General features: G+C 71.4%; 21 protein-coding genes. 11 read left to right on the top strand and 10 right to left on the bottom strand.

Going from position 1 to position 20942, the window contains the following annotated elements; translation table 11 throughout:
- Nucleotides 1-13 precede the first annotated feature (13 nt).
- A complete protein-coding gene (locus ACZ4U1_RS34030) occupies nucleotides 14-1894 on the top strand; it encodes an ABC transporter ATP-binding protein (RefSeq protein WP_467908030.1) in 1881 nt (626 codons plus the stop codon).
- Between the two features lie 81 nt (nucleotides 1895-1975).
- A complete protein-coding gene (locus ACZ4U1_RS34025) occupies nucleotides 1976-2422 on the top strand; it encodes a S26 family signal peptidase (RefSeq protein WP_467908029.1) in 447 nt (148 codons plus the stop codon).
- 20 nt (nucleotides 2423-2442) lie between these two features.
- Here the strand turns inward: ACZ4U1_RS34025 and ACZ4U1_RS34020 are convergent, their stop codons facing one another.
- The 4 genes from ACZ4U1_RS34020 to ACZ4U1_RS34005 all read right to left on the bottom strand — a co-directional run bounded on the left by ACZ4U1_RS34020 (nucleotide 2443) and on the right by ACZ4U1_RS34005 (nucleotide 5959).
- The gene (locus tag ACZ4U1_RS34020) at nucleotides 2443-3381 is read right to left on the bottom strand and encodes an amino acid ABC transporter permease (protein WP_467908028.1); all 939 of its coding nucleotides are present in this window, start codon (nucleotides 3379-3381) and stop codon (nucleotides 2443-2445) included.
- Nucleotides 3378-4025 (bottom strand): amino acid ABC transporter permease, encoded by a 648-nt coding sequence (locus tag ACZ4U1_RS34015; RefSeq protein WP_467908027.1) that lies wholly within the window; start codon nucleotides 4023-4025, stop codon nucleotides 3378-3380. The genes ACZ4U1_RS34020 and ACZ4U1_RS34015 overlap by 4 nt, the downstream gene beginning before the upstream one ends.
- Before the next feature lie 164 nt (nucleotides 4026-4189).
- A complete protein-coding gene (locus ACZ4U1_RS34010; RefSeq protein WP_467908026.1) occupies nucleotides 4190-5107 on the bottom strand; it encodes a glutamate ABC transporter substrate-binding protein in 918 nt (305 codons plus the stop codon).
- Nucleotides 5108-5182: 75 nt separating this feature from the next.
- Nucleotides 5183-5959, bottom strand: a complete 777-nt coding sequence (locus ACZ4U1_RS34005; protein ID WP_467908025.1) for an amino acid ABC transporter ATP-binding protein — start codon at nucleotides 5957-5959, stop codon at nucleotides 5183-5185.
- Between the two features lie 296 nt (nucleotides 5960-6255).
- On the opposite strand from ACZ4U1_RS34005, the gene ACZ4U1_RS34000 reads away from it, so the two are divergent.
- A complete protein-coding gene (locus ACZ4U1_RS34000) occupies nucleotides 6256-6942 on the top strand; it encodes a response regulator transcription factor (RefSeq protein WP_467908024.1) in 687 nt (228 codons plus the stop codon).
- A 9-nt stretch (nucleotides 6943-6951) separates the two neighbouring features.
- On the top strand, nucleotides 6952-8382 hold the full coding sequence (locus tag ACZ4U1_RS33995; protein ID WP_467908023.1) for a sensor histidine kinase: 1431 nt from the start codon (nucleotides 6952-6954) through the stop codon (nucleotides 8380-8382).
- Between the two features lie 129 nt (nucleotides 8383-8511).
- On the opposite strand, the gene ACZ4U1_RS33990 is transcribed toward ACZ4U1_RS33995, so the two are convergent.
- Nucleotides 8512-9510: a TAXI family TRAP transporter solute-binding subunit gene (locus ACZ4U1_RS33990; RefSeq protein ID WP_467908022.1), complete on the bottom strand. Its 999-nt coding sequence runs from the start codon at nucleotides 9508-9510 to the stop codon at nucleotides 8512-8514.
- A gap of 93 nt (nucleotides 9511-9603) precedes the next feature.
- Here ACZ4U1_RS33990 and ACZ4U1_RS33985 point away from each other — a divergent pair, with 93 nt between their 5' ends.
- A complete protein-coding gene (locus ACZ4U1_RS33985; RefSeq protein ID WP_467908021.1) occupies nucleotides 9604-10011 on the top strand; it encodes a pyrophosphohydrolase domain-containing protein in 408 nt (135 codons plus the stop codon).
- Nucleotides 10012-10032: 21 nt separating this feature from the next.
- Here ACZ4U1_RS33985 and ACZ4U1_RS33980 read toward each other — a convergent pair whose 3' ends face one another.
- The 3 genes from ACZ4U1_RS33980 to ACZ4U1_RS33970 all read right to left on the bottom strand — a co-directional run bounded on the left by ACZ4U1_RS33980 (nucleotide 10033) and on the right by ACZ4U1_RS33970 (nucleotide 12617).
- Nucleotides 10033-11502 carry a hypothetical protein gene (locus ACZ4U1_RS33980; protein WP_467908020.1) on the bottom strand — a complete coding sequence of 490 codons (1470 nt, stop codon included), beginning with the start codon at nucleotides 11500-11502 and terminating at the stop codon, nucleotides 10033-10035.
- 222 nt (nucleotides 11503-11724) lie between these two features.
- Nucleotides 11725-12168, bottom strand: a complete 444-nt coding sequence (locus ACZ4U1_RS33975; RefSeq protein WP_467908019.1) for a MarR family winged helix-turn-helix transcriptional regulator — start codon at nucleotides 12166-12168, stop codon at nucleotides 11725-11727.
- Nucleotides 12169-12257: 89 nt separating this feature from the next.
- Complete coding sequence (locus ACZ4U1_RS33970; RefSeq protein ID WP_467908018.1) at nucleotides 12258-12617, bottom strand: DUF6204 family protein; 360 nt, start codon at nucleotides 12615-12617, stop codon at nucleotides 12258-12260.
- Between the two features lie 221 nt (nucleotides 12618-12838).
- Here ACZ4U1_RS33970 and ACZ4U1_RS33965 point away from each other — a divergent pair, with 221 nt between their 5' ends.
- The 5 genes from ACZ4U1_RS33965 (at nucleotide 12839) to ACZ4U1_RS33945 (ending at nucleotide 16533) form a co-directional block, all read left to right on the top strand.
- Entirely contained in the window at nucleotides 12839-13381 is a 543-nt protein-coding gene (locus ACZ4U1_RS33965) for a hypothetical protein (protein ID WP_467908017.1), read from the top strand.
- 188 nt (nucleotides 13382-13569) lie between these two features.
- Complete coding sequence (locus tag ACZ4U1_RS33960) at nucleotides 13570-14253, top strand: hypothetical protein (protein WP_467908016.1); 684 nt, start codon at nucleotides 13570-13572, stop codon at nucleotides 14251-14253.
- Nucleotides 14253-14924, top strand: a complete 672-nt coding sequence (locus ACZ4U1_RS33955; RefSeq protein ID WP_467908015.1) for an RES family NAD+ phosphorylase — start codon at nucleotides 14253-14255, stop codon at nucleotides 14922-14924. Before ACZ4U1_RS33960 ends, ACZ4U1_RS33955 begins: the two co-directional genes overlap by 1 nt.
- Nucleotides 14925-14956: 32 nt before the next feature.
- Nucleotides 14957-15526 (top strand): DUF1697 domain-containing protein, encoded by a 570-nt coding sequence (locus ACZ4U1_RS33950; protein ID WP_467908014.1) that lies wholly within the window; start codon nucleotides 14957-14959, stop codon nucleotides 15524-15526.
- A gap of 194 nt (nucleotides 15527-15720) precedes the next feature.
- Nucleotides 15721-16533, top strand: a complete 813-nt coding sequence (locus ACZ4U1_RS33945) for an SDR family NAD(P)-dependent oxidoreductase (RefSeq protein ID WP_467908013.1) — start codon at nucleotides 15721-15723, stop codon at nucleotides 16531-16533.
- Nucleotides 16534-17303: 770 nt separating this feature from the next.
- Here ACZ4U1_RS33945 and ACZ4U1_RS33940 read toward each other — a convergent pair.
- Together ACZ4U1_RS33940 and ACZ4U1_RS33935 are read right to left on the bottom strand one after the other, a co-directional pair.
- Nucleotides 17304-18455: an MAB_1171c family putative transporter gene (locus ACZ4U1_RS33940; RefSeq protein WP_467908012.1), complete on the bottom strand. Its 1152-nt coding sequence runs from the start codon at nucleotides 18453-18455 to the stop codon at nucleotides 17304-17306.
- The gene (locus ACZ4U1_RS33935) at nucleotides 18448-18990 is read right to left on the bottom strand and encodes a regulator component (protein WP_467908011.1); all 543 of its coding nucleotides are present in this window, start codon (nucleotides 18988-18990) and stop codon (nucleotides 18448-18450) included. Before ACZ4U1_RS33935 ends, ACZ4U1_RS33940 begins: the two co-directional genes overlap by 8 nt.
- 334 nt (nucleotides 18991-19324) lie before the next feature.
- Here ACZ4U1_RS33935 and miaB point away from each other — a divergent pair, with 334 nt between their 5' ends.
- Entirely contained in the window at nucleotides 19325-20854 is a 1530-nt protein-coding gene (miaB, locus tag ACZ4U1_RS33930) for a tRNA (N6-isopentenyl adenosine(37)-C2)-methylthiotransferase MiaB (protein ID WP_467908010.1), read from the top strand.
- Nucleotides 20855-20942 lie beyond the last annotated feature (88 nt).

Here is a 20942-nt window from a genome sequence, read left to right as displayed (position 1 = left end):
CGGGCGGAGCACGGTGTCCGCACGCACGCACAACGGTCCCGGCGAACTGGTCCGCCGGGGCCTGGAGGCACTCAGACTCACCTGGCAGGCGGGGCCGGTCACCGCTTCCCTCTACCTGTTGATCACGGTCGCGGAAGGCACCCTGCCCGCGGCCGTGGCCTTGCTGACCAAATGGCTCATCGACGGCATACAGCTGGGTGCCGCGGGCGCGGCCGACGTGCCGGACAAGCCCGCGGCGCCTGGCGTCACCCCCTTGCAGGCGGTTGTCTGGATCGGCGTGCTGAGCGCTGTCCTGGCGGCACTTCCGCCCCTGAGGGAGTTCTGGAAGTCCCGGCTCCAGCGCGGTGTGAGCCTCCTGGTGCAGTACCGGCTGTACTCGGCGGTGAGCCGCTTGCAGGGGCTGGCCCGCTTCGAGCGCCCGGAGTTCCTCGACCGGTTGCGGATGGCACAGCAGGCAGCCACGACTGCGCCCGAACAGGTGGTCGCCTCGTGTTTCGGGTTGCTCCAGGCCGGGCTGACGGTGTCCAGCTTCCTGGGCGTCCTCGTCTCGATCAGTCCGCTCATGGCGATCGTCACCGTGGCGGCCGTCGTGCCCGCCCTGTTCGTCCAGCTGTCCATGACCCGACAGCTGTCCGACATGATGTGGGAGATGAGCCCGCGCAGCAGGCGCCAGCTCTTCTACCAGAGGATGCTGTTCGACCTCGACGCGGTGAAGGAGACGCGTCTGTTCGGGACGGGCCGGTTCCTGCTCGAACGCATGCGCGCGGAGACCGAGGAGATCAACCGCGCGGAGGAGGCGCTCGACCGCAGGACCGTCGTACGCCATGGACCGCTCTCCGTGCTCGGTGCCCTGGTCGCGGCGGGTGGCCTCGTCTGGACCGTCGTGGAGGCGACCGAGGGCCGGCTCAGCATCGGCGACGTCGCCGCGTTCATCGCCGCGGTGGCCGGTGTGCAGGGCTCGCTCGGTGGCGCGGTGGCGGATGCGACGAGCGCCTACCAGGCCTTGCTGCTGTTCGGTCACTACCGCGACGTCATCCGCGCGGAACCGGACCTGCCGGAGCCCGCCCGGCCGCGCGCCCTGGCCCAACTGCGGCACGCCATCCACCTGGAGGACGTCTGGTTCCGTTACACGGACGAAGGGCCGTGGGTGCTGCGGGGGGTCACACTGACCATCCCGTTCGGTGGTTCCCTCGCTCTGGTGGGACTGAACGGAGCCGGCAAGAGCACCCTGGTGAAACTGCTCTGCCGCATGTACGACCCGACGAAAGGCCGCATCCTCTGGGACGGCGTCGACATCCGGGACGTGTCCGTCGGGGACCTTCGGGAACGCATCACCGCGGTGTTCCAGGACTTCACCGCCTACGACCTGACCGTGCAGGAGAACATCGGCATCGGTGATGTCCGTGTCCTGGACGACCTGGGGAAGGTGCGTGCCGCCGCCGAGCAGGCCGGCATCCACCCCGTCGTGGAGAAACTCCCCCGGGGCTACCGGTCCATGCTGTCCAGGATCTTCTACCAGGAGGGCGAGTCCGGGGAGTCGGAGCACGGCGTGACCCTGTCCGGCGGACAGTGGCAGCGCATCGCGCTCGCTCGTGCCTTCGTCCGCAGCGGAAGAGATCTGCTCATCCTCGACGAGCCCAGCTCCGGCCTGGACCCGGCGGCGGAGCGGGAGGTGCACGACTCGTTGCGGAACTACCGCTCCGACGCCACCAGCGTGCTCATCTCCCACCGGCTGGGGGCGGTCCGGGAGGCCGACCGCATAGTCGTCCTGCAGCACGGCCGGGTGGTCGAGGAGGGGACCCACGGCGAGCTGCTGCGCAAAGACGGGGAATACGCGCGGCTGTATTCACTGCAGGCGTCGAGTTATGTGGACGCCGTCGGCAGTTCCGAATGACAGGAGCCGTCGGCTCTCCGGCCTCTTCGGCTCATCCTCTTTTTCGACGAATTTCAGGCGGTGGTGCGGGTGCTGTGGCTGATGACGCTTGCTGCCCTGATTGTCTTCGCAGTTGCGATGGCCATCTTCTGGGCCCGGCGGAACCTCGTGGCGGTGACGGTGAACGGCCTCAGCATGAGTCCGACGTTCACCACGGGTGACCGGGTGCTCGTCCGACGGGGCACGGGAGGGCTGCGCAGGGGCCGCATCGTGGTGGTGGCCCGGCCGGACCGCAGGAACGGCTGGGGCACGACACCGCTCACCAGCCGCGACGTGGACGCGAGCCGCTGGTACATCAAGCGAGCGGTCGCCCTGGGGGGCGACCGCTATCCGGCTCAGGCACCTGCCGGCGGTGTGGTACCGGCCGGCCACCTCATGGTGATCGGCGACAACCCGGTGAGCGTGGACTCGAAGCAGCACGGTCCGTGCCCCGCTCACCAAGTGCTGGGCGTCGTCGTCCGCAGGCTTCCGCGGCGCCTTCAGGGGTGACGTCCGGGCCGGCGGCCCCGTCAGGCCTGGGGGTCACGGTCGGTCGTGGGACCGAGCGGCCCCTTCGAGGCGTCGAGCACTCCCGGTGCTTCGGCGGGCTCGGCCGCTGCCGCGACAGCGACACCGGTCTTCGCACGGCGCCCTCGTCGCTCGATCCAGGTCGCGAGCGAGGAGAGGGCGAGGCACATCGCGATGTAGATCGCGCCGACGACGATGGTGACCGCCGTGAACGGGTTCTCCCCGTTGACGATGATGTTGTTGGCCATCGTCCGGGTGGCGAACAGAAGCTCCGTGTAGGTGATGACGTAGCCGAGCGAGGTGTCCTTCAGCGTGACCACCAGCTGGCTGATCATCGTCGGCAGCATGGTGCGGATCGCCTGCGGCAGCAGGAGCATCGTCATCACTTGGTACTTGCGCATGCCGAGCGCGTAGGCGGCCTCCACCTGCCCCTTGGGCACGGCGTTGATGCCCGCGCGGAACACCTCGGCCTGCACCGAGCCGTTGTAGACGGTGAGCCCGATGACGAGGCCCCAGAACGCGGTGTAGTCGCCGATCACGCCGAGGTCGGTCTTGTAGGTGAGGAACAGCACCCACAGGGCGTAGATCGTGATGAGCAGCGGGACGGCACGGAACAGCTCGATGAAGCCGGTCGCCAGCCAGCGGACCGGCCGGTGCTCCGACAGCCGCGCGACGGCGAGCAGCAGTCCGAGGACCAGGGACAGTGCCCCCGCCACGGCGAACACCTTCAGGGTGGTCAGCACGCCGTCGCGGATGTTCGTGCGCACGCCGGCGTTGTTGAAGATCTCCCAGACCTTCGGATCCAACTGGCCCTTGGCGTCGAGGCGGTACACGGCGAAGGCGAGCAGGGCGATCAGCGCCAGCGAGCCGAGCACCGTGTAGACGCGGTTGCGCACGCGGGCCTTCGGGCCCGGAGCGTCGTACAGAACGCTTGCAGTCATCGGGCAACCCCCAGGCGCCGCTCCAGCAGTCGGAACAGACCGCTGATCGAGAAGGTGACGACGAGGTAGCCCAGGGCCACCCACAGGAAGATCCACGCGATGGGGAAGCCCTTGTCGCTCAGCAGCTTCTGCACCCCGAACAGCTCGGTGACGCTGAACGCGCCCGCGATCGCCGAGTTCTTGGTCAGCGCGATGAAGATGGAGCTGAGCGGCGCGATCACGCTGCGCGTCGCCTGCGGCAGGATGATCATCCGCAGGGTCTGCGAGAAGGTCATGCCGAGGGAGCGGGCGGCCTCCGCCTGGCCCATGGGAACCGTGTTGATGCCCGAGCGCACCGCCTCGCAGACGAAGGCCGAGGTGTAGAAGCCCAGGGCGAGCAGCGCCTTCGTCCAGGGGCTCAGACCCGGCACGAAGATGACCGGGACGACGAACCACGCGATGAGGAAGAGCAGGGTCAGAGGGGTGTTCCGGAACAGGGTGACCCACGCGGTGCCGAACATCCTCAGCGGAGGTACCGGGGAGACGCGGAACCCGGCGATGACGACACCCAGGATCATCGCGAGGAGCCCGCTGGCGAGGGTCAGCAGGACGGTGCCTATGAACCCCTCGCGGAAGTCCGCGAGATGGTCGAGCAATACGTTCACGGGGAGGTCCTCGTGGCGGTGTACGGGCAGGGAAGTCCGTTCCCGGGGCGGTGCGCGGGACGGCGGCAGCGAGACGGACCGGCCGGCGGCCGCCGACCCGCAGGGCAGCGGGTCGGCGGCGGCCGGTTCACGCGGCGTCGCGCGGGCGAAGCCTCAGCGGCACATCAGTAACGGTTGACGGCCGGCGGCTCGGAGTACGGGGAGCCGGAAAGGCCGAGGGTCGCCTCGTACGCCTTCTTGTAGTCGCCGTTCTTCTCGTGCTTCTCCAGGGCGTCGTTGACGGCGTCACGCAGGGCCTTGTCGTCCTTGTTCATGCCCACGCCGTACGGCTCCTGGGTGAACGGCTTGCCGACCACCTTCAGCTTGGTGGGGCGCTGGGCCGCGTAGCCCTTGAGGATCGCGTCGTCCGTGGTGACGGCGTCGACCTCGTTGTTGAGCAGCTGCTGGACGCACTCGGAGTACTTCGACAGCTCGACGGTCTTCGCACCGTACTTGGGCTTCTTGATCTCCTGGAGAGGAGTCGAACCCTTGATGGAGCAGACCGTCTTGCCCTTGAGCGAGTCGGCACCGGTGATGTCCTTCTCGTCCTTGCGGACGAGCAGGTCCGCGCCGGCCTGGAAGTACGGCCCCGCGAAACCGACCTGCTTCTTGCGCTCGTCGTTGATCGTGTACGTGCCGACGTAGAGGTCCACCTCGCCCTTGGAGATCGTGGTCTCGCGGACGTTGGAGTCGACGGTCTTGAACTCGATCTGCTCGGGCTTGAAGCCGAGGTCGGCGGCGATCATCTTGGCGATCTCGATGTCGAAGCCGGACCGCTTGCCGGTGGTGTCCTCGAAGCCGAGGTACGGCTGGTCGTTCTTGGCGCCGATGACGAGCTTGCCGGCCTGCTGCGCCTTCTTCAGCGTGGGCGAGTCGATCTTCACGCCCGTGGCGACGGAGTACGTCGGCAGCTTCGGCGCGTTCTTCCCGGTGCCGTCGCCCGCGGTCTGGTCCCCGGCGTTGCCGGATTCGCCGCCACAGGCGGTCAGGGCCAGGGCCAGGGTGGTGAGCACTGCCGCGGAGGCAGCCATACGGAGCTTCATCGTGGACATCCTTGGAGTCGGCGGATTCGGTGGTGCACGGACCGGACACTCGTGGGGCGGGCGCCGGCGGCGGGGTCAGTGGTGAAGGATCTTCGAGAGGAACTCTCTGGCCCGGTCGCTGCGCGGGTTGCTGAAGAACTGGTCGGGCGAGGATTGTTCAACGATCCGCCCGTCCGCCATGAAGACCACACGGTTCGCGGCAGAGCGTGCGAAGCCCATCTCGTGGGTGACCACGATCATCGTCATGCCCTCGCGTGCGAGCTGCTGCATGACCTCCAGGACCTCGTTGATCATCTCGGGGTCGAGGGCGGAGGTCGGCTCGTCGAACAGCATGACCTTCGGGCCCATCGCCAGCGCCCGCGCGATCGCGACCCGCTGCTGCTGGCCGCCGGACAGCTGGGCCGGGTACTTGTCGGCCTGCGTGCCCACGCCGACCCGGTCCAGCAGGGCCCGGGCCTTCTCCTCGGCCTGCTTCTTGTCCGCCTTGCGGACCTTGACCTGGCCCAGCATCACGTTTTCGAGCACGGTCTTGTGCGCGAAGAGGTTGAACGACTGGAACACCATCCCGACGTCCGCCCGCAGCCGGGCCAGCTCGCGGCCCTCGTGCGGCAGGGGCTTGCCGTCGATCGTGATCGTGCCGGAGTCGATCGTCTCCAGCCGGTTGATGGTGCGGCACAGGGTCGACTTTCCGGACCCGGAGGGCCCGATGACCACGACGACCTCGCCGCGGGCGATCGTCAGGTCGATGTCCTGGAGCACGTGCAACGCGCCGAAGTGCTTGTTGACGCTCTTCAGGACGACCAGTTCGTCGGACGTGGCCGCGTCCTCCTTGGCCACCGTTACTTTGGTCATCGCTCTCAGGCTCCGTCCTCCTCGGGTTTCCGAGGACAGTAGTGAGGGGCTGTGACCTGCGTCATCACATCTGAGGGAGATCTGAGCATCACGATCCGATAGCAATCGGACACATGTCGTAGCACTTGCGGCCTGTGCGCATATCGGCCGGGTAACGGAAGCGGCGGGCAACCGGAACCCCCTTGACGCCGTCCTTATCCATCAGCGTCACTGCCATGGTGCACACGCGTGTGTGCGTGATCTACAAGACCGACGAAAACCGAGACCGTACGACCACTGAACCGGAGGGGGCCGGGATGAGACTGCTCCTCGTCGAGGACGACAACCACGTCGCCGCGGCCCTGTCGGCCGTTCTGGCGCGGCACGGCTTCCAGGTCACCCACGCGCGCAGCGGCGAGGAGGCCCTCCAGGCACTCGTCCCCGAGGGCGCCGGGTTCGGTGTCGTCCTGCTCGACCTCGGCCTGCCCGACCAGGACGGCTACGAGGTCTGCGGCAAGATCCGCAAACGCACCAGCACCCCGGTGATCATGGTCACCGCCCGCTCCGACGTCCGCTCCCGCATCCACGGGCTCAACCTGGGCGCCGACGACTACGTCGTCAAGCCGTACGACACCGGGGAACTGCTCGCCCGGATCCACGCCGTCAGCCGGCGCACCGCCCACGAGGACCCGGCGACCGGCGGCGACAGCGCCCTGCTCCTCGGCTCCGTCCGGATCGAACTGCCCACCCGGCAGGTCAGCGTGGACGGCTCCGTGATCCAGCTGACCCGCAAGGAGTTCGACCTGCTCGCGCTGCTCGCCCAGCGGCCCGGGGTGGTCTTCCGGCGGGAACAGATCATCAGCGAGGTCTGGCGCACCAGCTGGGAGGGGACCGGCCGCACCCTGGAGGTGCACGTCGCCTCCCTGCGGGCCAAACTGCGCATGCCCGCGCTGATCGAGACCGTACGCGGCGTCGGCTACCGGCTCGTCGCCCCGGCCGCCTAGCGGGGACGGGTGCGCACACGCCTCCTCCCGCTGCTCATCGTCCTGCTGGCGGCCGTCCTGCTCGCGCTCGGCATCCCGCTCGCCGGCAGCGTGGCCGCCGCCCAGCAGCAGCGCGTCGTCGTCGACCGCATCGACGACACGGCGCGCTTCGCGGCGCTCGCCCAGTTCGTCACCGACGCGCCCGGCGGCTCCCGCCGCACCAGCACGGACGAGCGCCGGGAGAGCCTGCGCAGCGAGCTGGAGAGCTACTACGGCGTCTACGGCATCCGCGCGGGCGTCTTCTACCGCAACGGCTCCGCGATGGCCAACGCCCCCGACGACTGGCTCGTACCGGAGACGGGGGAGGTCCGCCGGGCGTTCGACGAGGCGCTGCTCAGCCGGCGCAGCCACGACCCGCGGCAGGTGTGGCCCTGGCAGCGCAGCCGGCTCGTCGTCGCCTCGCCGGTGATCCGGGACGGGGACGTCGTCGCGGTCGTGGTCACCGACTCGCCCACCGGACAGCTGCGGTCCCGGATCCTGCGCGGCTGGCTGTTGATCGGGGCCGGCGAGATCGCGGCCATGCTGCTCGCCGTCGGCGCGGCGCTGAGGCTGACCGGGTGGGTGCTCAGACCGGTACGGATCCTGGACGCCACCACCCATGACATCGCCACCGGGCGTCTGAAGTCCCGGGTCGCGGTCGGTGGCGGACCGCCGGAACTCAGACGGCTGGCCCGTTCGTTCAACGAGATGGCGGACAACGTCGAGGCCGTGCTGGAGCAGCAGCGCGCCTTCGTCGCCGACGCCTCGCACCAGTTGCGCAACCCGCTCGCGGCGCTGCTGCTGCGCATCGAACTCCTCGCCCTCGAACTCCCGGAGGGCAACGAGGAGATCGCCTCGGTCCGCACCGAGGGCAAGCGTCTCGCGCAGGTCCTGGACGACCTGCTCGACCTCGCGCTGGCCGAGCACGCCGAGGCCGACCTCCGGCTGACCGACATCGGCGCGCTGGCCGAGGAGCGGGTGGCCGCGTGGGCACCGGCCGCCCAGGCCAAGGGTGTCCGGCTGACCGGCGACTGCCCGCCGACCACCGCCTGGGCCGACCCGATCGCCCTGTCCAGCGCCCTGGACGCGGTGATCGACAACGCTGTGAAGTTCACCCCCGAGGGCGGCACGGTCGAGGTCGCCGTCTCCGTTGACGGCGACACCACCACCGTCGTCGTCACGGACACCGGGCCCGGACTCACCGACGAGGAACTCGCGCGCGTGGGCGACCGTTTCTGGCGCAGCGGCCGGCACCAGAACGTGAAGGGCTCGGGCCTCGGCCTGTCCATCACCCGCGCCCTGCTCGCGGCGGGCGGCGGCTCGATCGACTACGCCCACCACGAGCCACGGGGGCTCCGGGTGACGGTCAGGGTGCCGCGGCACGGGGAGACGGGCGGGGACACGGCGGGCGTCGCGCCGTAGCGGGGGCAAAGCGGGCGTTGCGCCGTAGAAGGCGTGCGGGCACGGCGGTACGGCCGTGCCCCCCTGTGTCCCCCTGTGTCCCCCTGGTCCTCCTTGCCTCCGCCGTCGGTCTCCGCCCAGGGGCGGCCCCTACGGCTTCACCGACCGGTAGTAGCGACGGGCGCCCTCCTGGAGGGGCAGCGGGGCGGTGTAGATGGCGGTGCGGAGGTCGACCAGTTGGGCGGAGTGGACGTGGGCGCCGATGCCGTCGCGGCTCTTGATCACCGTGCGGGTCACCCACTCGGTCAGCCGGGGGTCGACGTCCTTACGGGTCATCAGCAGGTTGGACACGGCGATCGTCGGCACCTGCGCACCCTGCTGCACGTTGGGGTAGGCCGACTCGGGGATGTTGGTGGCCCGGTAGTAGTGCGAGCCCTCGCCCTGGTCGTGCAGCCGGGCCACGAGGTCGTCGTCGATCGGCACGAACCGGAAGGCGCGCTTCTGCGCCAGCGCGACCAGCCCCTTCGTGGGCAGCCCGCCGGACCAGAAGAAGGCGTCGATCTTCCCCTCGCGCAGCCGCGCGGGCCCGGTGTCGATGCCGTCGGCCACCGGCGTGATGTCCTTGCGCGGATCGATACCGGCGGACCGCAGCACCCGCTCGGCGATCAGCCGCACCCCGGAATCGGGCAGCCCGGTCGCCACCCGCTTGTGCCGCAGGTCCGCGACGGTCCTGATGTCCGAGTCGCGGGGTACGACGAGATGCACGTAGTCGTCGTAGAGCCGGGCCACGCCGCGCAGCCGCCCGGCGCCGCTGCCGTGCCGCAGCTCGTACGTCGCCACCGCGTCGGCCGCCGCGATCGTGAAGTCGGCCTGGCCGGTCGCCACCCGCTGGACGTTCTCCTGGGAACCGGCGCTGTTGAGCAGCTTCACCTTCAGGCCCGGCATGTCCTTGCCCAGCTCGGTGCGCAGCCGCTCGCCGTACTCCTGGTAGACCCCGCGGGGCGTGCCGGTGCTGAACACGATCGTCCCGCTCGGCGGCTTCTCGCCCAGGGGCAGCAGCCACCACAGCAGCAGCCCGAGGGCCACGGCACCGACGACCGCGCCCTGCAGCGCTCGGCGCCTGCCGAGCCGGGGGAACACCTTGGACATGCGGCGATCCTGCCAGGCGACGTGCGGCACTGACCAGGGCCGGGGTCACTCCGGGGGCGGGGGAGTGTCAGTGGCGGCCGTTAGAGTCGCCGTATGACCACTTCGCCCGCCCGCCTCGTCCGTGAGTTCCACCACGCCTTCGGTCTCGACGCCCGCACCACACCGACGGAGGTGGACCCGGAGCTGGCCGCCCACCGCGGTGAGCTGCTCGCGGAGGAGGCCGCGGAGGTCGCCGAGGTCGCGGTGGAGGGTCCGCTGGACCGGCTCGCGCACGAGCTGGCCGATGTCGTGTACGTCGCCTACGGCACGGCCCTGGTGCACGGCATCGACCTCGACGAGGTGATCGCCGAGATCCACCGCGCCAACATGAGCAAGATCGGCCCGGACGGGAAGGTCGCCCGCCGGGCCGACGGCAAGGTGCTCAAGGGGGAGCACTACCGGGCGCCGGACGTCTCGGCCGTACTGCGCCGCCAGGGCTGGATACCCGGCGGCGCGGCCTGACCCCTGCCCGGCCTCCGGGGGCTATGAGTTCAGGGAGCCGCCCGCCAGCTTCCACTCGCGGTGCAGGGCGCCCAGCGGGACGCTCCGCTGGACGACCGGGGTGCCGAAGATCGACAGCTGGAGGCGCAGGGTGCCGGACAGGTCCACGCCGCCGTAGACGGCCCAGGTGCCCGTCGGCTTCGGTCCGCTGCCGTCGGAGGCGGCGGTGAGCGTGCCGGAGGCCTCGCCGCGCAGATACGGGGCGAGGTCGGCGGTGACGCCGACGGCGCCGTAGAGGCCGACCGTGGCCTCGGCGCCGAGTGCCGTCTTCACCTCGCCGGCGGCGGTGACGGAGGCGCGTACGGGGGTGCTGCTCATGTGCGAGGAGCTGACCGGCGTCCAGCCCCGGGTCGGGCCGAAGGTGCCGCCCGCCTTGAAGTCGCCCTTCAGGCTCTGCTCGACGTCGACGGTCACCCGGCCCTCGGCACTGATCTGGAGGTAGCAGGTCAGATCGAGGTTGACGACGACGGGGACCGGACCGACCTGCAGGACGGGATCGGCGTGCAGCTTGGCGAAGGGGATGCGCAGCGGGGTGCCGGTGGTCGCCGCGGCCCGCCCCTTGACCGCCCAGCCGGAGGTCCAGTCACCGGACACACCGAGGTACGCCGAACCGGGCGGCGCGTCGGTCCCGGCGCCGCCGTAGGCGAAGTCGACCTGCGGGGCGACCTGGACGAAGCCGTGCACGGAGGCGGTGGCCGAGGCGGGGGCGTCCTTCGCGGTGGGCACCTCGGCGCCGACGTCGAGCCGGAGGCTGCCGAGCGGCACCGTCGCGCCCTTCGGTCCGGCGTGCACGTCACCGGTCTTCGACCAGGAGACCCGCACATCGGGCAGCAGCTTGTCGACGGTGAAGGACGACGGGTCGACCGGCACGTCACCCTTGGCCGTGGCATCGCCCAGCAGCGCGTTGAGGGTGGCCGGTTCGGTCTGCACCTCGGTGCCGCCGTCCGTCTCGCCGATCACCTCGGTGACTTTGGCGAGCAGTCCGTGCGGTGCCCCCGGCGCGGGCGCGCTGGCGATCACGTCGCCGACGGCGGCCCGGCGGGGTGCGGCGGAGGAGCCGGCGGAAGGTGCGGAGGAACGGGCGGAAGGTGCGGACGAACCGGCGGAGGGGGCGGACGAGCCGGGTGAACTGCCCTTCCCCTTCGGCTTGTCGGCGATGACGGCACGCCGGGTGTGGCCGTCGTACGAGCTGACGGTGAGCGAGGTCTTGTGGGCCCGTTGCCCGGTGCGGCCGGGGCTCGCCGTGGCGGTCGCGGTCGCGGCGGTGGTGGGAGCGGCGGCGACGGTGAGCGCGTGGTCCGTGCCGTCGGCGGGCTGCTCGGTGGCCCGGATCTGCTGCCCCGCTCCGGCGGCCGGCCCATCGGCGGCCTGCGGTGCGGCCGAGGAGCAGGCCGCGGCGAGGAACAGAGAGGTCACGGCGAAGGCGGGCAGCAGGGCTCGCCTGTGCCTCATGCGTCTGTGCAAGGTGGGTCCTGTGTGGAGTGGGGGGTGGCAGAGAGGTACCGGCAGGGCCTCTACTCACGGGTAGAACCGGTCGGTAACTCGGTGACGAGCATGAGCATGCCACCCTCTGTGCACAGGTCGCGCACATTCAGGCCACAGCTCAACGTGAGCTGCACCACGAGGAGTTGCGGCGGGGCTGGTGCAGGTGCGCGGTGCGCGGCAGGGGCGGACTCAGCGGCCGGACAGGCCCGTACCGCCGAGGCGGGTCAGCAGGTCCGCGAGGCCGGCGATGTCCGCCGCGGGCCACGCCGGGCCGGCGAAGATCTCGGCGGCGGCCTCCTCCGCCGTGGCCAGCATCTCCGTCAGCCGCTGCCGGCCCGTCGCGGTGAGCGCCGCGTACGCCACGCGCGCGTCCCGGGCGTCCGGCTCCCGGGTCACCAGCCCGATCCGCTCCAGCGGAGCCAGCCCGCGCGTGACCCCGGAGGCGGTCAGCCCCAGGGCCTCGGCAAGGTCGACCCGGCGCATCCGGCCGCCGGGCGCCTGCCCCAGCCGGAGCAGCAGGGTGAAGTCGGCGAGACTGACGCCGTGCAGCCCGCTCAGCCGGGCGTCGAAGCGTCGTACGAGCGCCGTCTGGGCTCGTACGAGCCGCAGCGCGGCGTCCAGAGCCTCACTCATGCCCCGCCTCCTCCACATCTTCTTTCTCGGCTAACTTTCTTGCTGGATCCTTGACTACGCAAGTTTATGGGCGCGTTAGTGGGCGTGTTTCATTGGCCGGCCTTTCGGGCGGCGCGGCGCTGTCGCTTGCCCAGGGGGGCCTGGGAGAGGTCCTCGGCGGTGCTCCGCAGGTGCTTGAAGCCGTAGCCGCGCTCGGTGAGCCAGGCCTTCGCCGCTTCCTCGGCGTGTTCCGTCGCCTCCAGGATGTCCTCCTCCTTCTCGCCCGTCGCGGAGAAGCGGAAGACGAAGGCGGACCGGGCGGCGATGTCGTAGGTGAGGTTGCCCTCCGGGGTGAAGGCGGCGCGCAGGACGTCGTGTTCGGCGGCGTCGGCCAGCAGGGCGGCGCGCTGGTCGTCGGTGAGGGCGTCGAAGGCGCCGCGGACGGTGATGCGGAAGGTTCGCGTACTCATTCGGCGACTTTACGCACGGCGGGGGCCGGCCCTCCACCCGGTTTCACGGCGGCTGCCCGGCACCGGTGCGGTCACCGGCACGGAGCGAGCATCCGCGCCCCGGTCGTCGGCGGGGCGAACACCGGGCGAGGTCCGGGTCGGCCGTTCACGCGGGACGGGGGTCGCTGGTTCCCTGATGTCGGGAGTCGGTGTCGCGAGGAACCACCGGGGTGGGAGGCGGGGTGGATGTCGGGGACGCGACCGCGCCCTTGGTCGCGGTCGTCGGGGTCGTCGGGACGTTGCTGTCCGCGCTGCTGACCCAGCGCGCGGCGGACCGCAGCCGCCGGCGTGAGCAGGAGCGCGTCGAGGAGGCCCGGGAGCGGCGCCGGCACGCCCAGGAGCTGCGTGCGTGCTACGTCGCCCTGAACACCTCCGCCCGCCAGTACCTGGCCGCGCTGACCGACCAGGTGCACGCGCTGGGCCGGGACGAGGAGTTGCGGACCGTACGGCAGCGGCTCATGGAGGCACGCGACCAGTACCGGGACGTGTACGCCGAGGCCCAGCTGCGGATGCCGGACCGCGTGCTCGTCCTGGCGGGCGGCCTCAGCCACGACCTCGGGATGGTCTACGGCATGGTCCGGCGCCTGGACGACGGCGCCCCGCGCGCCGGGGACTCACCGGCCGCCGTACGGGAGAGCATCGACGATCTGTGGGGCCGGCTCCGGCGGATGCGGCGCGAGATGCGCTCCGAACTGGGCGCACTCGGGGCGGATTCCGGGCGATGAGGAGTCCGGACGCGGGATCTTGTCGCCCCGCGCGCCGGGGCTCGGCATAGTGGCGGTGATCCCCGCCGGTCGCGCCGAATACCGCGGGTACGGCGACGACGGCGAACGCAGAGGACAGAGGGCAGAGGACAGAGGGCAGGGGACAGAGGGCAGAGGGACAGAGGGCAGAGGGCAGAGGGGAGGACGGCGTGAACGAGCAGGGTGCGGGGGCGGCGGAGCGGCTGCTCGCCCTGATCGGCGAACACCGCGACACGATCCGCCAGGCGCTGGGCGACGAGCAGCACGCGGTGCTGCTGGCCAGGCTGACGGCGCTCGCCGGAACGCCGCCGGACGACGACAGGGCGGTCCGCAGGGCACTACAGGCCGTCAGGCTGGCGCTGCTGAAGCTGCCGTCCGGCCACCCGGTGCGCAGGGAACTGGACTCCCCGCGCGTCACGGTGACGCCGCCCGGGCCGGGAACCGTGGCCAGTGCGCAGGAGCTGATGGCCTGGTTGGCCCTCCCCTCACCGGCGCGTGGACCGTCGTACGACCCGGACCCCGAGCAGAAGCGGCTGCTCAGGCAACCGGCCCTGTCGGACGCCGAGGTACGGGCCCGCTGCGGCGGCGCGCCGCCTCCCGAACTGATCCGCCTGCGCGACCCGGACGGCCACGACCGCTACCCGGACTTCCAGTTCGGCCCGGGCGGCGGCACCCCGCAGGGGGTCGTCCTGGAGGTCAACCGGCTGCTGCTCGCGGACATCGACCCGTGGGGCGCGGCGGCCTGGTGGTTCAGCGGCAACACCTGGCTGGACGGCACGCCCGCGGCGCTGCTGGGCCGGCTCCCCGACCACCGGCTGGTCGGCGCGGCCCGGGAACTGGCGGAGGGGGAGTGATGGGCGGCTTCTTCCCCATGATCGACCTGAAACTGCGTCCCAACCGCCGCGTGATCCCGGCGGGTACGGAGCTGTGGCGGGTGCACCTCACCCGGTACGCGCCGGACGAGTTCAATCCGAGACTCGCGGACATCCACTTCCACGGGGGCCGTTTCGACGGCACGGTGCTGGACCAGTACCACAGCCTGTACGTGGCGGAGTCGGCGCTGACCGCGCTCGCGGAGAGCGTGCTCCGCTCCCGGCCCTTCGAGGCGCCGGGCGAGCGTACGATCCCCTACCGCGCCGTCTGGCAGCGCTCGCTGAGCTGTCTGCGCACCCGGTCCGACCTGATCCTGGTCTCCCTGGTCAGCGGCGCGGACCTGGCCGCCGTGTGCCAGGACGCCACCCTCCTGGAGGACGAGAGCAACTACGCGCGGGCCCGGCGCTGGTCGAGCGAGATCCGGGCGCAGGCCTCCGACGCCATGGGGCTGATCTGGGAGTCGCGGCGCAACCGGTCCGAACACGCCATGGTGCTCTACCACGACCGCTGCGCAGGCCCGGACGGCCCACCGCTGGAGGTGCTGCCGGGCCGCGGCATCCCCGACCTCGGCTCCGAGGAGGGCCGGGAACGGGCCGACGAACTCCTCGCACCGCTGTCGGCGAGGATCGCCGAGCCCGAGTGGGGGCCGTGATCCCGCAGCGCTCCGCATGAGAGGTTGGTGCCATGACGAAGCACATCGCGCTGCTGCGCGGGGTCAACGTCGGCGGCAGCGCGAGGATCGCGATGAAGGACCTCCGCGGCCTGTTCACCGACATGGGGTTCGAGGCCGTACAGACCTATCTGCAGAGCGGGAACGTGGTGTTCGGCACCCCCGGCGCACACGGCACGCCCGGCGCGCAGCGGCCCCGCCCCGCGGAACTCGCCGCGCGCATCGAGCGGCGGATCGCCGACGACCTCGGGGTGTCCGTCACGGTCCTGCTGCGCACCGGCGACTCCCTGGCCCGTACCCTCGCCGCCAACCCGTACCAGGGCCAGGAGGACGACCCGGCCAAGCTGCACGTCACCTTCCTCGCCGAGGCGCCGACCGCCGAGCAGGCCGCCCGCCTGGAGGTGCCGGCGGGCGAGACCGGCGTGTTCACCCTGATCGGCGACGAGATCCACCTGCACGTCCCCGACGGCTACGGCAGGACCAAGCTCAACAACGCCTTCATCGAGCGCCGCCTCGGCATGCGGGCCACCACCCGCAACTGGAAGACGGTCACCGCCTTGCACGAGCTGGCCTCCGGGGACTGAGCCGGGGCGTCTCGTTCTGGTCGGTGATGCCGTTCATGGACGAGATGCCCATGTCGCGGGAGGTCAGAGCAGACGCTGGCTGGAAGTCATCACCAGTGGATCAGTGGGCCAATAAGCTCAGGGCGCCTGGCGTTCCAGGCGGTCTTGTCAATCCGGCCGGACTGGTCGATCTCGAGGAAAGGGCCTGAACTGCGGTGGAGGACAAGCGCGTTGTCGTCGTGACCGGCGGAGGCTCGGGCATCGGGCAGGCCACGGCCCGGCTGCTGAGCGAGGCGGGTCACCATGTGGTCGTCTCCGGCCGGCGGACCGAGCCCTTGCAGCGCCTCGCGCAGGAGACGGGGGCGCTGGCGCATCCGTCCGACGTCGGAGATCCCGACGCGGCCGAGGATCTCGTCCAGGCCGCCCTGACCGCGTACGGACGGCTCGACGGGCTGGTGCTGAACGCGGGCATCGGACGCGGGGGAGCCGTCGGCGACATGTCGCTGCGCGACTGGGACGAGGTGATGCGGACCAACCTGACCGGCCCGCTGCTCCTGCTCCGCGCCGCCATCCCGCACCTGCTGGAGTCCGCTGGCTCGGTGGTCGCCGTCGCCTCGGTGTCCGCGCTGCGCAACGGTACGAGCAACGCCCCGTACGCCACCTCCAAGGCGGCCCTGCTCCAGCTGTGCCGCTCCGTCGCCGTCGACTACGGACGTCAGGGCGTGCGGGCCAACATCGTGTGTCCCGGCTGGGTACGGACCGAGATGGCCGACCGACGCATGGCGCGCTTCGCCGAGGAGGCCGGGCTTCCGGGCGGCGGGGTGGACGCCGGTTACGAGGAGGCGACCCGGCTGCTGCCCCAGGGGCGCCCGGGCGAGCCGCGCGAGGTCGCGGAGGCGATCGGCTGGCTGCTGTCGCCGGCGGCGTCGTACGTCAACGGAGCGGTGCTCACCGTCGACGGCGGGGCGACGGCCCTCGACCCCGGAACCCTCGCCTTCGACTTCCAGATCACGCCGCGGGGGGTGTAGGACTCCGGCGTCATCGGTGCCCGGGTGCCGGTGATCCGTTGGGTGGGGTGGGGGCCTGGTGGGCCGTTGGGGGCCCTGGTGACCCCCTTGGCTCGGTGACCGGTCGGCCCTTGGCTCGGTGCGGCCCTTGGCTCGGTGACTCGGTGACCCGGTGACTCGGTGGTCTGGTGAGCCGTTGGGTGGCCTGGTGGCCACATGGCTCGGTGGGCCGTTGGCCCCTTGGCCCGCCCGATGACTCTGCGACCTGGTGGCCTGGCGGCCTGGTGGGCCGTTGGGCGTTCTGGTCGCCCCCTTTGCTCGGTAGGCCGGTGGCCCCTGGGCCCGGTGGTCGTGTGGCCCGGGCCTGGTCGGCCTCTGGCCCAGTGGCTGTCCTGGTGTCCCATTGACCCGGTCGGCCCTTGGCCTGGTGCCCCGGTGCCCTCGTGGCCGGTGTCCCGCTGCCCCATCGGGCCTGTGACCGCGGTCCTCACTCATGCCCCCGTGATCAGGGCCGACCCCGTGATCAGGGCCGACCCCGCGATCACGCCCGCCCCGCGTTCCAGCCCCGCACCCGGACCCCGCGCTCACACCCGCCCCTGTCCCGGCCCGCCTCCCGGCTCGACCCGCCTCCTGGAGTCGGTCCGTCTTCTGCCCGCCCCTGCTCCTGGCCCAGTCCGAATCGCGAGCAGCCCCCCGGCCCAGCCCGCCCCCAGCCCGGCCCGGCCCGCCCCTGTCCCGGCCAGCCCACCCCGTGCCCCTCACGCCCGGCCCCCCCGAGCGCGTCAGCCCTGCTACGCCGAAGACGTCCGGCCCTGGCAGGGCAGCGCGTTCGTCATGGTCGGCCACATGCGGGCGATTTCCAGCAGTGTCTCGGAGCTGCCATGGGCCACGCCGGGCAGTGGGCGGGCCACGGACGACGGCGGTACGCCGACGAGGACGGCCCGCCGGGCCTGACCCACCGCGCCGGCGAGCGCGGCCGACGCGAGCCGGTCGTCCCGTACCCCCGCCTGCCGGGCGAGCCGGTGTGCCCGCTCGTAGGCGTCCGGCTGGACGTACTGCTGCAGGGTCAGCAGCGCGTCGTACGTCTCGATGGTCTGCCGGTGCGCCAGCAGCGCCGGGGGATACCGCGGCCACAGCACTTCCTGGAGCCGGGTCCGGCGGGGCCGGGCGAGGGCCACATGGGGTACCGCCGTCACCAGGTCGCGCCACAGCGGCCACAGCTGCCACGTGGTCCGCAGCGCGGTGGCCGACCGGGCCAGCGCGGTCGCGGACGGGACCAGCAGTGACGCCGCCCGAAGGAAGCCGTGCACGCCCATGATCACGGACAGGTAGGGCAACAGCTGCGGAGCGGGGTCGTAGAGGTGGAACAGATAACCGGACCAGAAGACGAGGGCGAGCACGCTGCCCGCCGCGAACAGCCGCAGGGACCAGACGAGATCGCGCTCCGTCGTCCGCAGGCTGTACCCCCAGCACACCACGACGGCGACGGCGTCCCCGGCGAGGTGGGCGGCGATGAGGATCAGCCAGTAGGCGGAGGAGGCGGACGCGGGCCGCTGAGCGGCCGCCGCTCCCGCGCCCCCGTTGTCCACCTGCAGCAGATCGAGCACGAGCAACGCGAGCAGGGCGGCCGTCATCCCGACCGTCACCTGGAGGCGCAGGCGCGGAGTGCGGCTTGAGTCGATCACGAACAGCAGGACCAGTCCCGCGCTGAGGACGCCGATCAGGTTGCGGGTGAGGGAGACCGTGTGGACGTCGATCCCGGCGGCCGTGAGCCCGGCGACGATCCTCGGCTGGAAGAGGGTGATCGCGGTGGTCGCGGCCAGGACGGTGATCCACAGTCCGCGCAGGCTGGGCTGGCGCAGCGCGGGCCGGGCCCGCCAGACCAGGGCGAACCACAGGGCGAGGACGCTGGCGAGTCCGACGTGCGCCGCCAGTTCACTCACCGGCGTCCGCCGTCACTCCGAGGAACGCGCCGAGCCGTCCCAGCGGGCCGGCCACAGGACCGGCCGTCCCGGCACTCTGGATCAGGCTGGCGATCATCTCGGCCTCCTGCTCCTCGGTGGTCGTGTAACTGGTCCTGGCCATCACCCGCCGGACCAGGTGCGGCTGGAGACCCTCGAGGAGATGGTCCGTCAGGTCGTCACCGTCGTCCGTGATGCTCCGGTGGTGGTCGCACAGCACATGGCCGATCTCGTGGAGGATGATGTGCTCGCGGTGGAGCGGGGCGGTCCGGGGCTCGTAGAACACGTAGTCGGCGTTGTCGGTGCCCAGCCAGAGCCCGCAGGCTCCGCTGGCCGCCGCCTCCTCGGGCAGCTCTCTCAGCACGAGCGGACGGCCTCTGAGTTCCTCCACCCGCGCGCAGAGCGCGTCCAGGGACAGCGACCGGGGCACTCCGAGATCACGCAGAATCGCGGCACACCGGCGCTGCAGCGCGGCGAACTCCCCGGATCTCCTCACCTGCCGTACGCGGATGGTCAAATCTCCAACTCCCGGGCGAGAAAACACTTCCCGTCTCCAGCGGACAAGGTGTGGCTCACACCTAAGCAGGTCGCGCACCCCCTTGAACACGTCTGCCGGGCCTTTCGGTCTCCCTTTGGCGAAAACCTTCCCCTGCCGGGCGCAGGCGGCACCGCGCAGGGCATCGGATCAAGACAAGGCCGAGGTCGCGTCGTCGGTGGCGCCCTCGGGTTCCCGGCAGGGAGCGCATCCCACGCGTGACCGTCGCACGGCGGGCGGCCGGGCCGGGGCGCCGGTGACGGCCGATCCGGATGAGGCGGGCGGAGCGCCTCCCGGCACCACCTACCCTTGAAGCATGACCAGCAGCAGCGACCGGAGCCCGGCAGTGGACGTTCCCGCCCCCAAGAGTTATGAGATCCGCACCTACGGGTGCCAGATGAACGTCCACGACTCCGAGCGATTGGCCGGTCTGCTGGAGGATGCCGGATACGTGCGTGCCCCCGAGGGGTCGGACGGCGACGCGGACGTCGTCGTCTTCAACACGTGCGCGGTCCGCGAGAACGCCGACAACCGGCTGTACGGCAACCTCGGCCGGCTCGCGCCGAAGAAGGCCTCGCGCCCCGGTATGCAGATCGCGGTCGGCGGCTGTCTGGCGCAGAAGGACCGCGACACCATCGTGAAGAAGGCGCCCTGGGTGGACGTCGTCTTCGGCACGCACAACATCGGCAAGCTGCCCGTCCTGCTGGAGCGCGCCCGCGTCCAGGAGGAGGCGCAGGTCGAGATCGCCGAGTCCCTGGAGGCCTTCCCCTCCACGCTGCCGACCCGCCGCGAGAGCGCGTACGCGGCCTGGGTGTCGATCTCCGTCGGCTGCAACAACACCTGCACCTTCTGTATCGTCCCGGCCCTGCGGGGCAAGGAGAAGGACCGCCGCCCCGGCGACATCCTCGCCGAGATCGAGACGCTGGTCGGCGAGGGTGTCTCGGAGATCACCCTGCTCGGCCAGAACGTCAACGCGTACGGCTCCGACATCGGCGACCGCGAGGCCTTCAGCAAGCTGCTGCGGGCCTGCGGGAACATCGAGGGCCTGGAGCGGGTCCGCTTCACCTCGCCGCACCCGCGCGACTTCACCGACGACGTCATCGCCGCCATGGCCGAGACGCCGAACGTGATGCCGCAGCTGCACATGCCGCTCCAGTCCGGCTCGGACACCGTCCTGAAGGCGATGCGCCGCTCCTACCGGCAGGAGCGTTACCTGGGGATCATCGAGAAGGTCCGCGCCGCCATCCCGCACGCCGCGATCACGACCGACATCATCGTGGGCTTCCCCGGCGAGACCGAGGAGGACTTCGAGCAGACGCTGCACGTCGTCCGTGAGGCCCGCTTCGCGCAGGCCTTCACCTTCCAGTACTCCAAGCGCCCCGGCACCCCCGCCGCGACCATGGAGAACCAGATCCCCAAGGAGGTCGTCCAGGCGCGCTACGAGCGGCTGGTCGCCCTCCAGGAGGAGATCTCCTGGGAGGAGAACAAGAAGCAGGTCGGCCGCACCCTGGAGCTGATGGTCGCCGAGGGCGAGGGCCGCAAGGACGGCGCCACCCACCGCCTCTCCGGCCGCGCCCCCGACAACCGCCTCGTCCACTTCACCAAGCCGGACCAGGAGGTCCGCCCCGGTGACGTGGTCACGGTCGAGGTCACGTACGCCGCCCCGCACCACCTCCTCGCCGAGGGCCCGGTCCTCGGCGTGCGCCGCACGCGCGCGGGGGACGCCTGGGAGAAGCGCAACGCCGCGGCGGCCGCCGAGCCGGCGGGTGTCATGCTCGGCCTGCCCAAGATCGGCGCCCCCGCGCCGCTGCCGGTGGCCACGGGGAGCGGCTGCGGCTGCGACTGACGGCCGGCCGCACCGTACGTGATCGGCGACGGCAAGCTCGTCGTGCTCGTCCCGAGGGGCCGTGCACTCCTGAGGGGCCGTGCACTCC

The sequence above is a fragment of the Streptomyces sp. NPDC028928 genome, assembly GCF_055564915.1.
Note: the sequence above shows the minus strand (reverse complement) of the source record. Positions and strands in the feature narration are given on the sequence as shown.

What these genes read in the sequence shown, in the direction of transcription:
- ACZ4U1_RS33980 (WP_467908020.1), bottom strand. Translation starts at nt 11,502, where the DNA reads ATGAGGCACAGGCGAGCCCTGCTGCCCGCCTTCGCCGTGACCTCTCTG.
- ACZ4U1_RS34000 (WP_467908024.1), top strand. Translation starts at nt 6,256, where the DNA reads ATGAGACTGCTCCTCGTCGAGGACGACAACCACGTCGCCGCGGCCCTG.
- miaB (WP_467908010.1), top strand. Translation starts at nt 19,325, where the DNA reads ATGACCAGCAGCAGCGACCGGAGCCCGGCAGTGGACGTTCCCGCCCCC.
- ACZ4U1_RS34025 (WP_467908029.1), top strand. Translation starts at nt 1,976, where the DNA reads ATGACGCTTGCTGCCCTGATTGTCTTCGCAGTTGCGATGGCCATCTTC.
- ACZ4U1_RS33985 (WP_467908021.1), top strand. Translation starts at nt 9,604, where the DNA reads ATGACCACTTCGCCCGCCCGCCTCGTCCGTGAGTTCCACCACGCCTTC.
- ACZ4U1_RS34010 (WP_467908026.1), bottom strand. Translation starts at nt 5,107, where the DNA reads ATGAAGCTCCGTATGGCTGCCTCCGCGGCAGTGCTCACCACCCTGGCC.
- ACZ4U1_RS33955 (WP_467908015.1), top strand. Translation starts at nt 14,253, where the DNA reads ATGGGCGGCTTCTTCCCCATGATCGACCTGAAACTGCGTCCCAACCGC.
- ACZ4U1_RS33990 (WP_467908022.1), bottom strand. Translation starts at nt 9,510, where the DNA reads ATGTCCAAGGTGTTCCCCCGGCTCGGCAGGCGCCGAGCGCTGCAGGGC.
- ACZ4U1_RS33975 (WP_467908019.1), bottom strand. Translation starts at nt 12,168, where the DNA reads ATGAGTGAGGCTCTGGACGCCGCGCTGCGGCTCGTACGAGCCCAGACG.
- ACZ4U1_RS34020 (WP_467908028.1), bottom strand. Translation starts at nt 3,381, where the DNA reads ATGACTGCAAGCGTTCTGTACGACGCTCCGGGCCCGAAGGCCCGCGTG.
- ACZ4U1_RS34005 (WP_467908025.1), bottom strand. Translation starts at nt 5,959, where the DNA reads ATGACCAAAGTAACGGTGGCCAAGGAGGACGCGGCCACGTCCGACGAA.
- ACZ4U1_RS33970 (WP_467908018.1), bottom strand. Translation starts at nt 12,617, where the DNA reads ATGAGTACGCGAACCTTCCGCATCACCGTCCGCGGCGCCTTCGACGCC.
- ACZ4U1_RS33950 (WP_467908014.1), top strand. Translation starts at nt 14,957, where the DNA reads ATGACGAAGCACATCGCGCTGCTGCGCGGGGTCAACGTCGGCGGCAGC.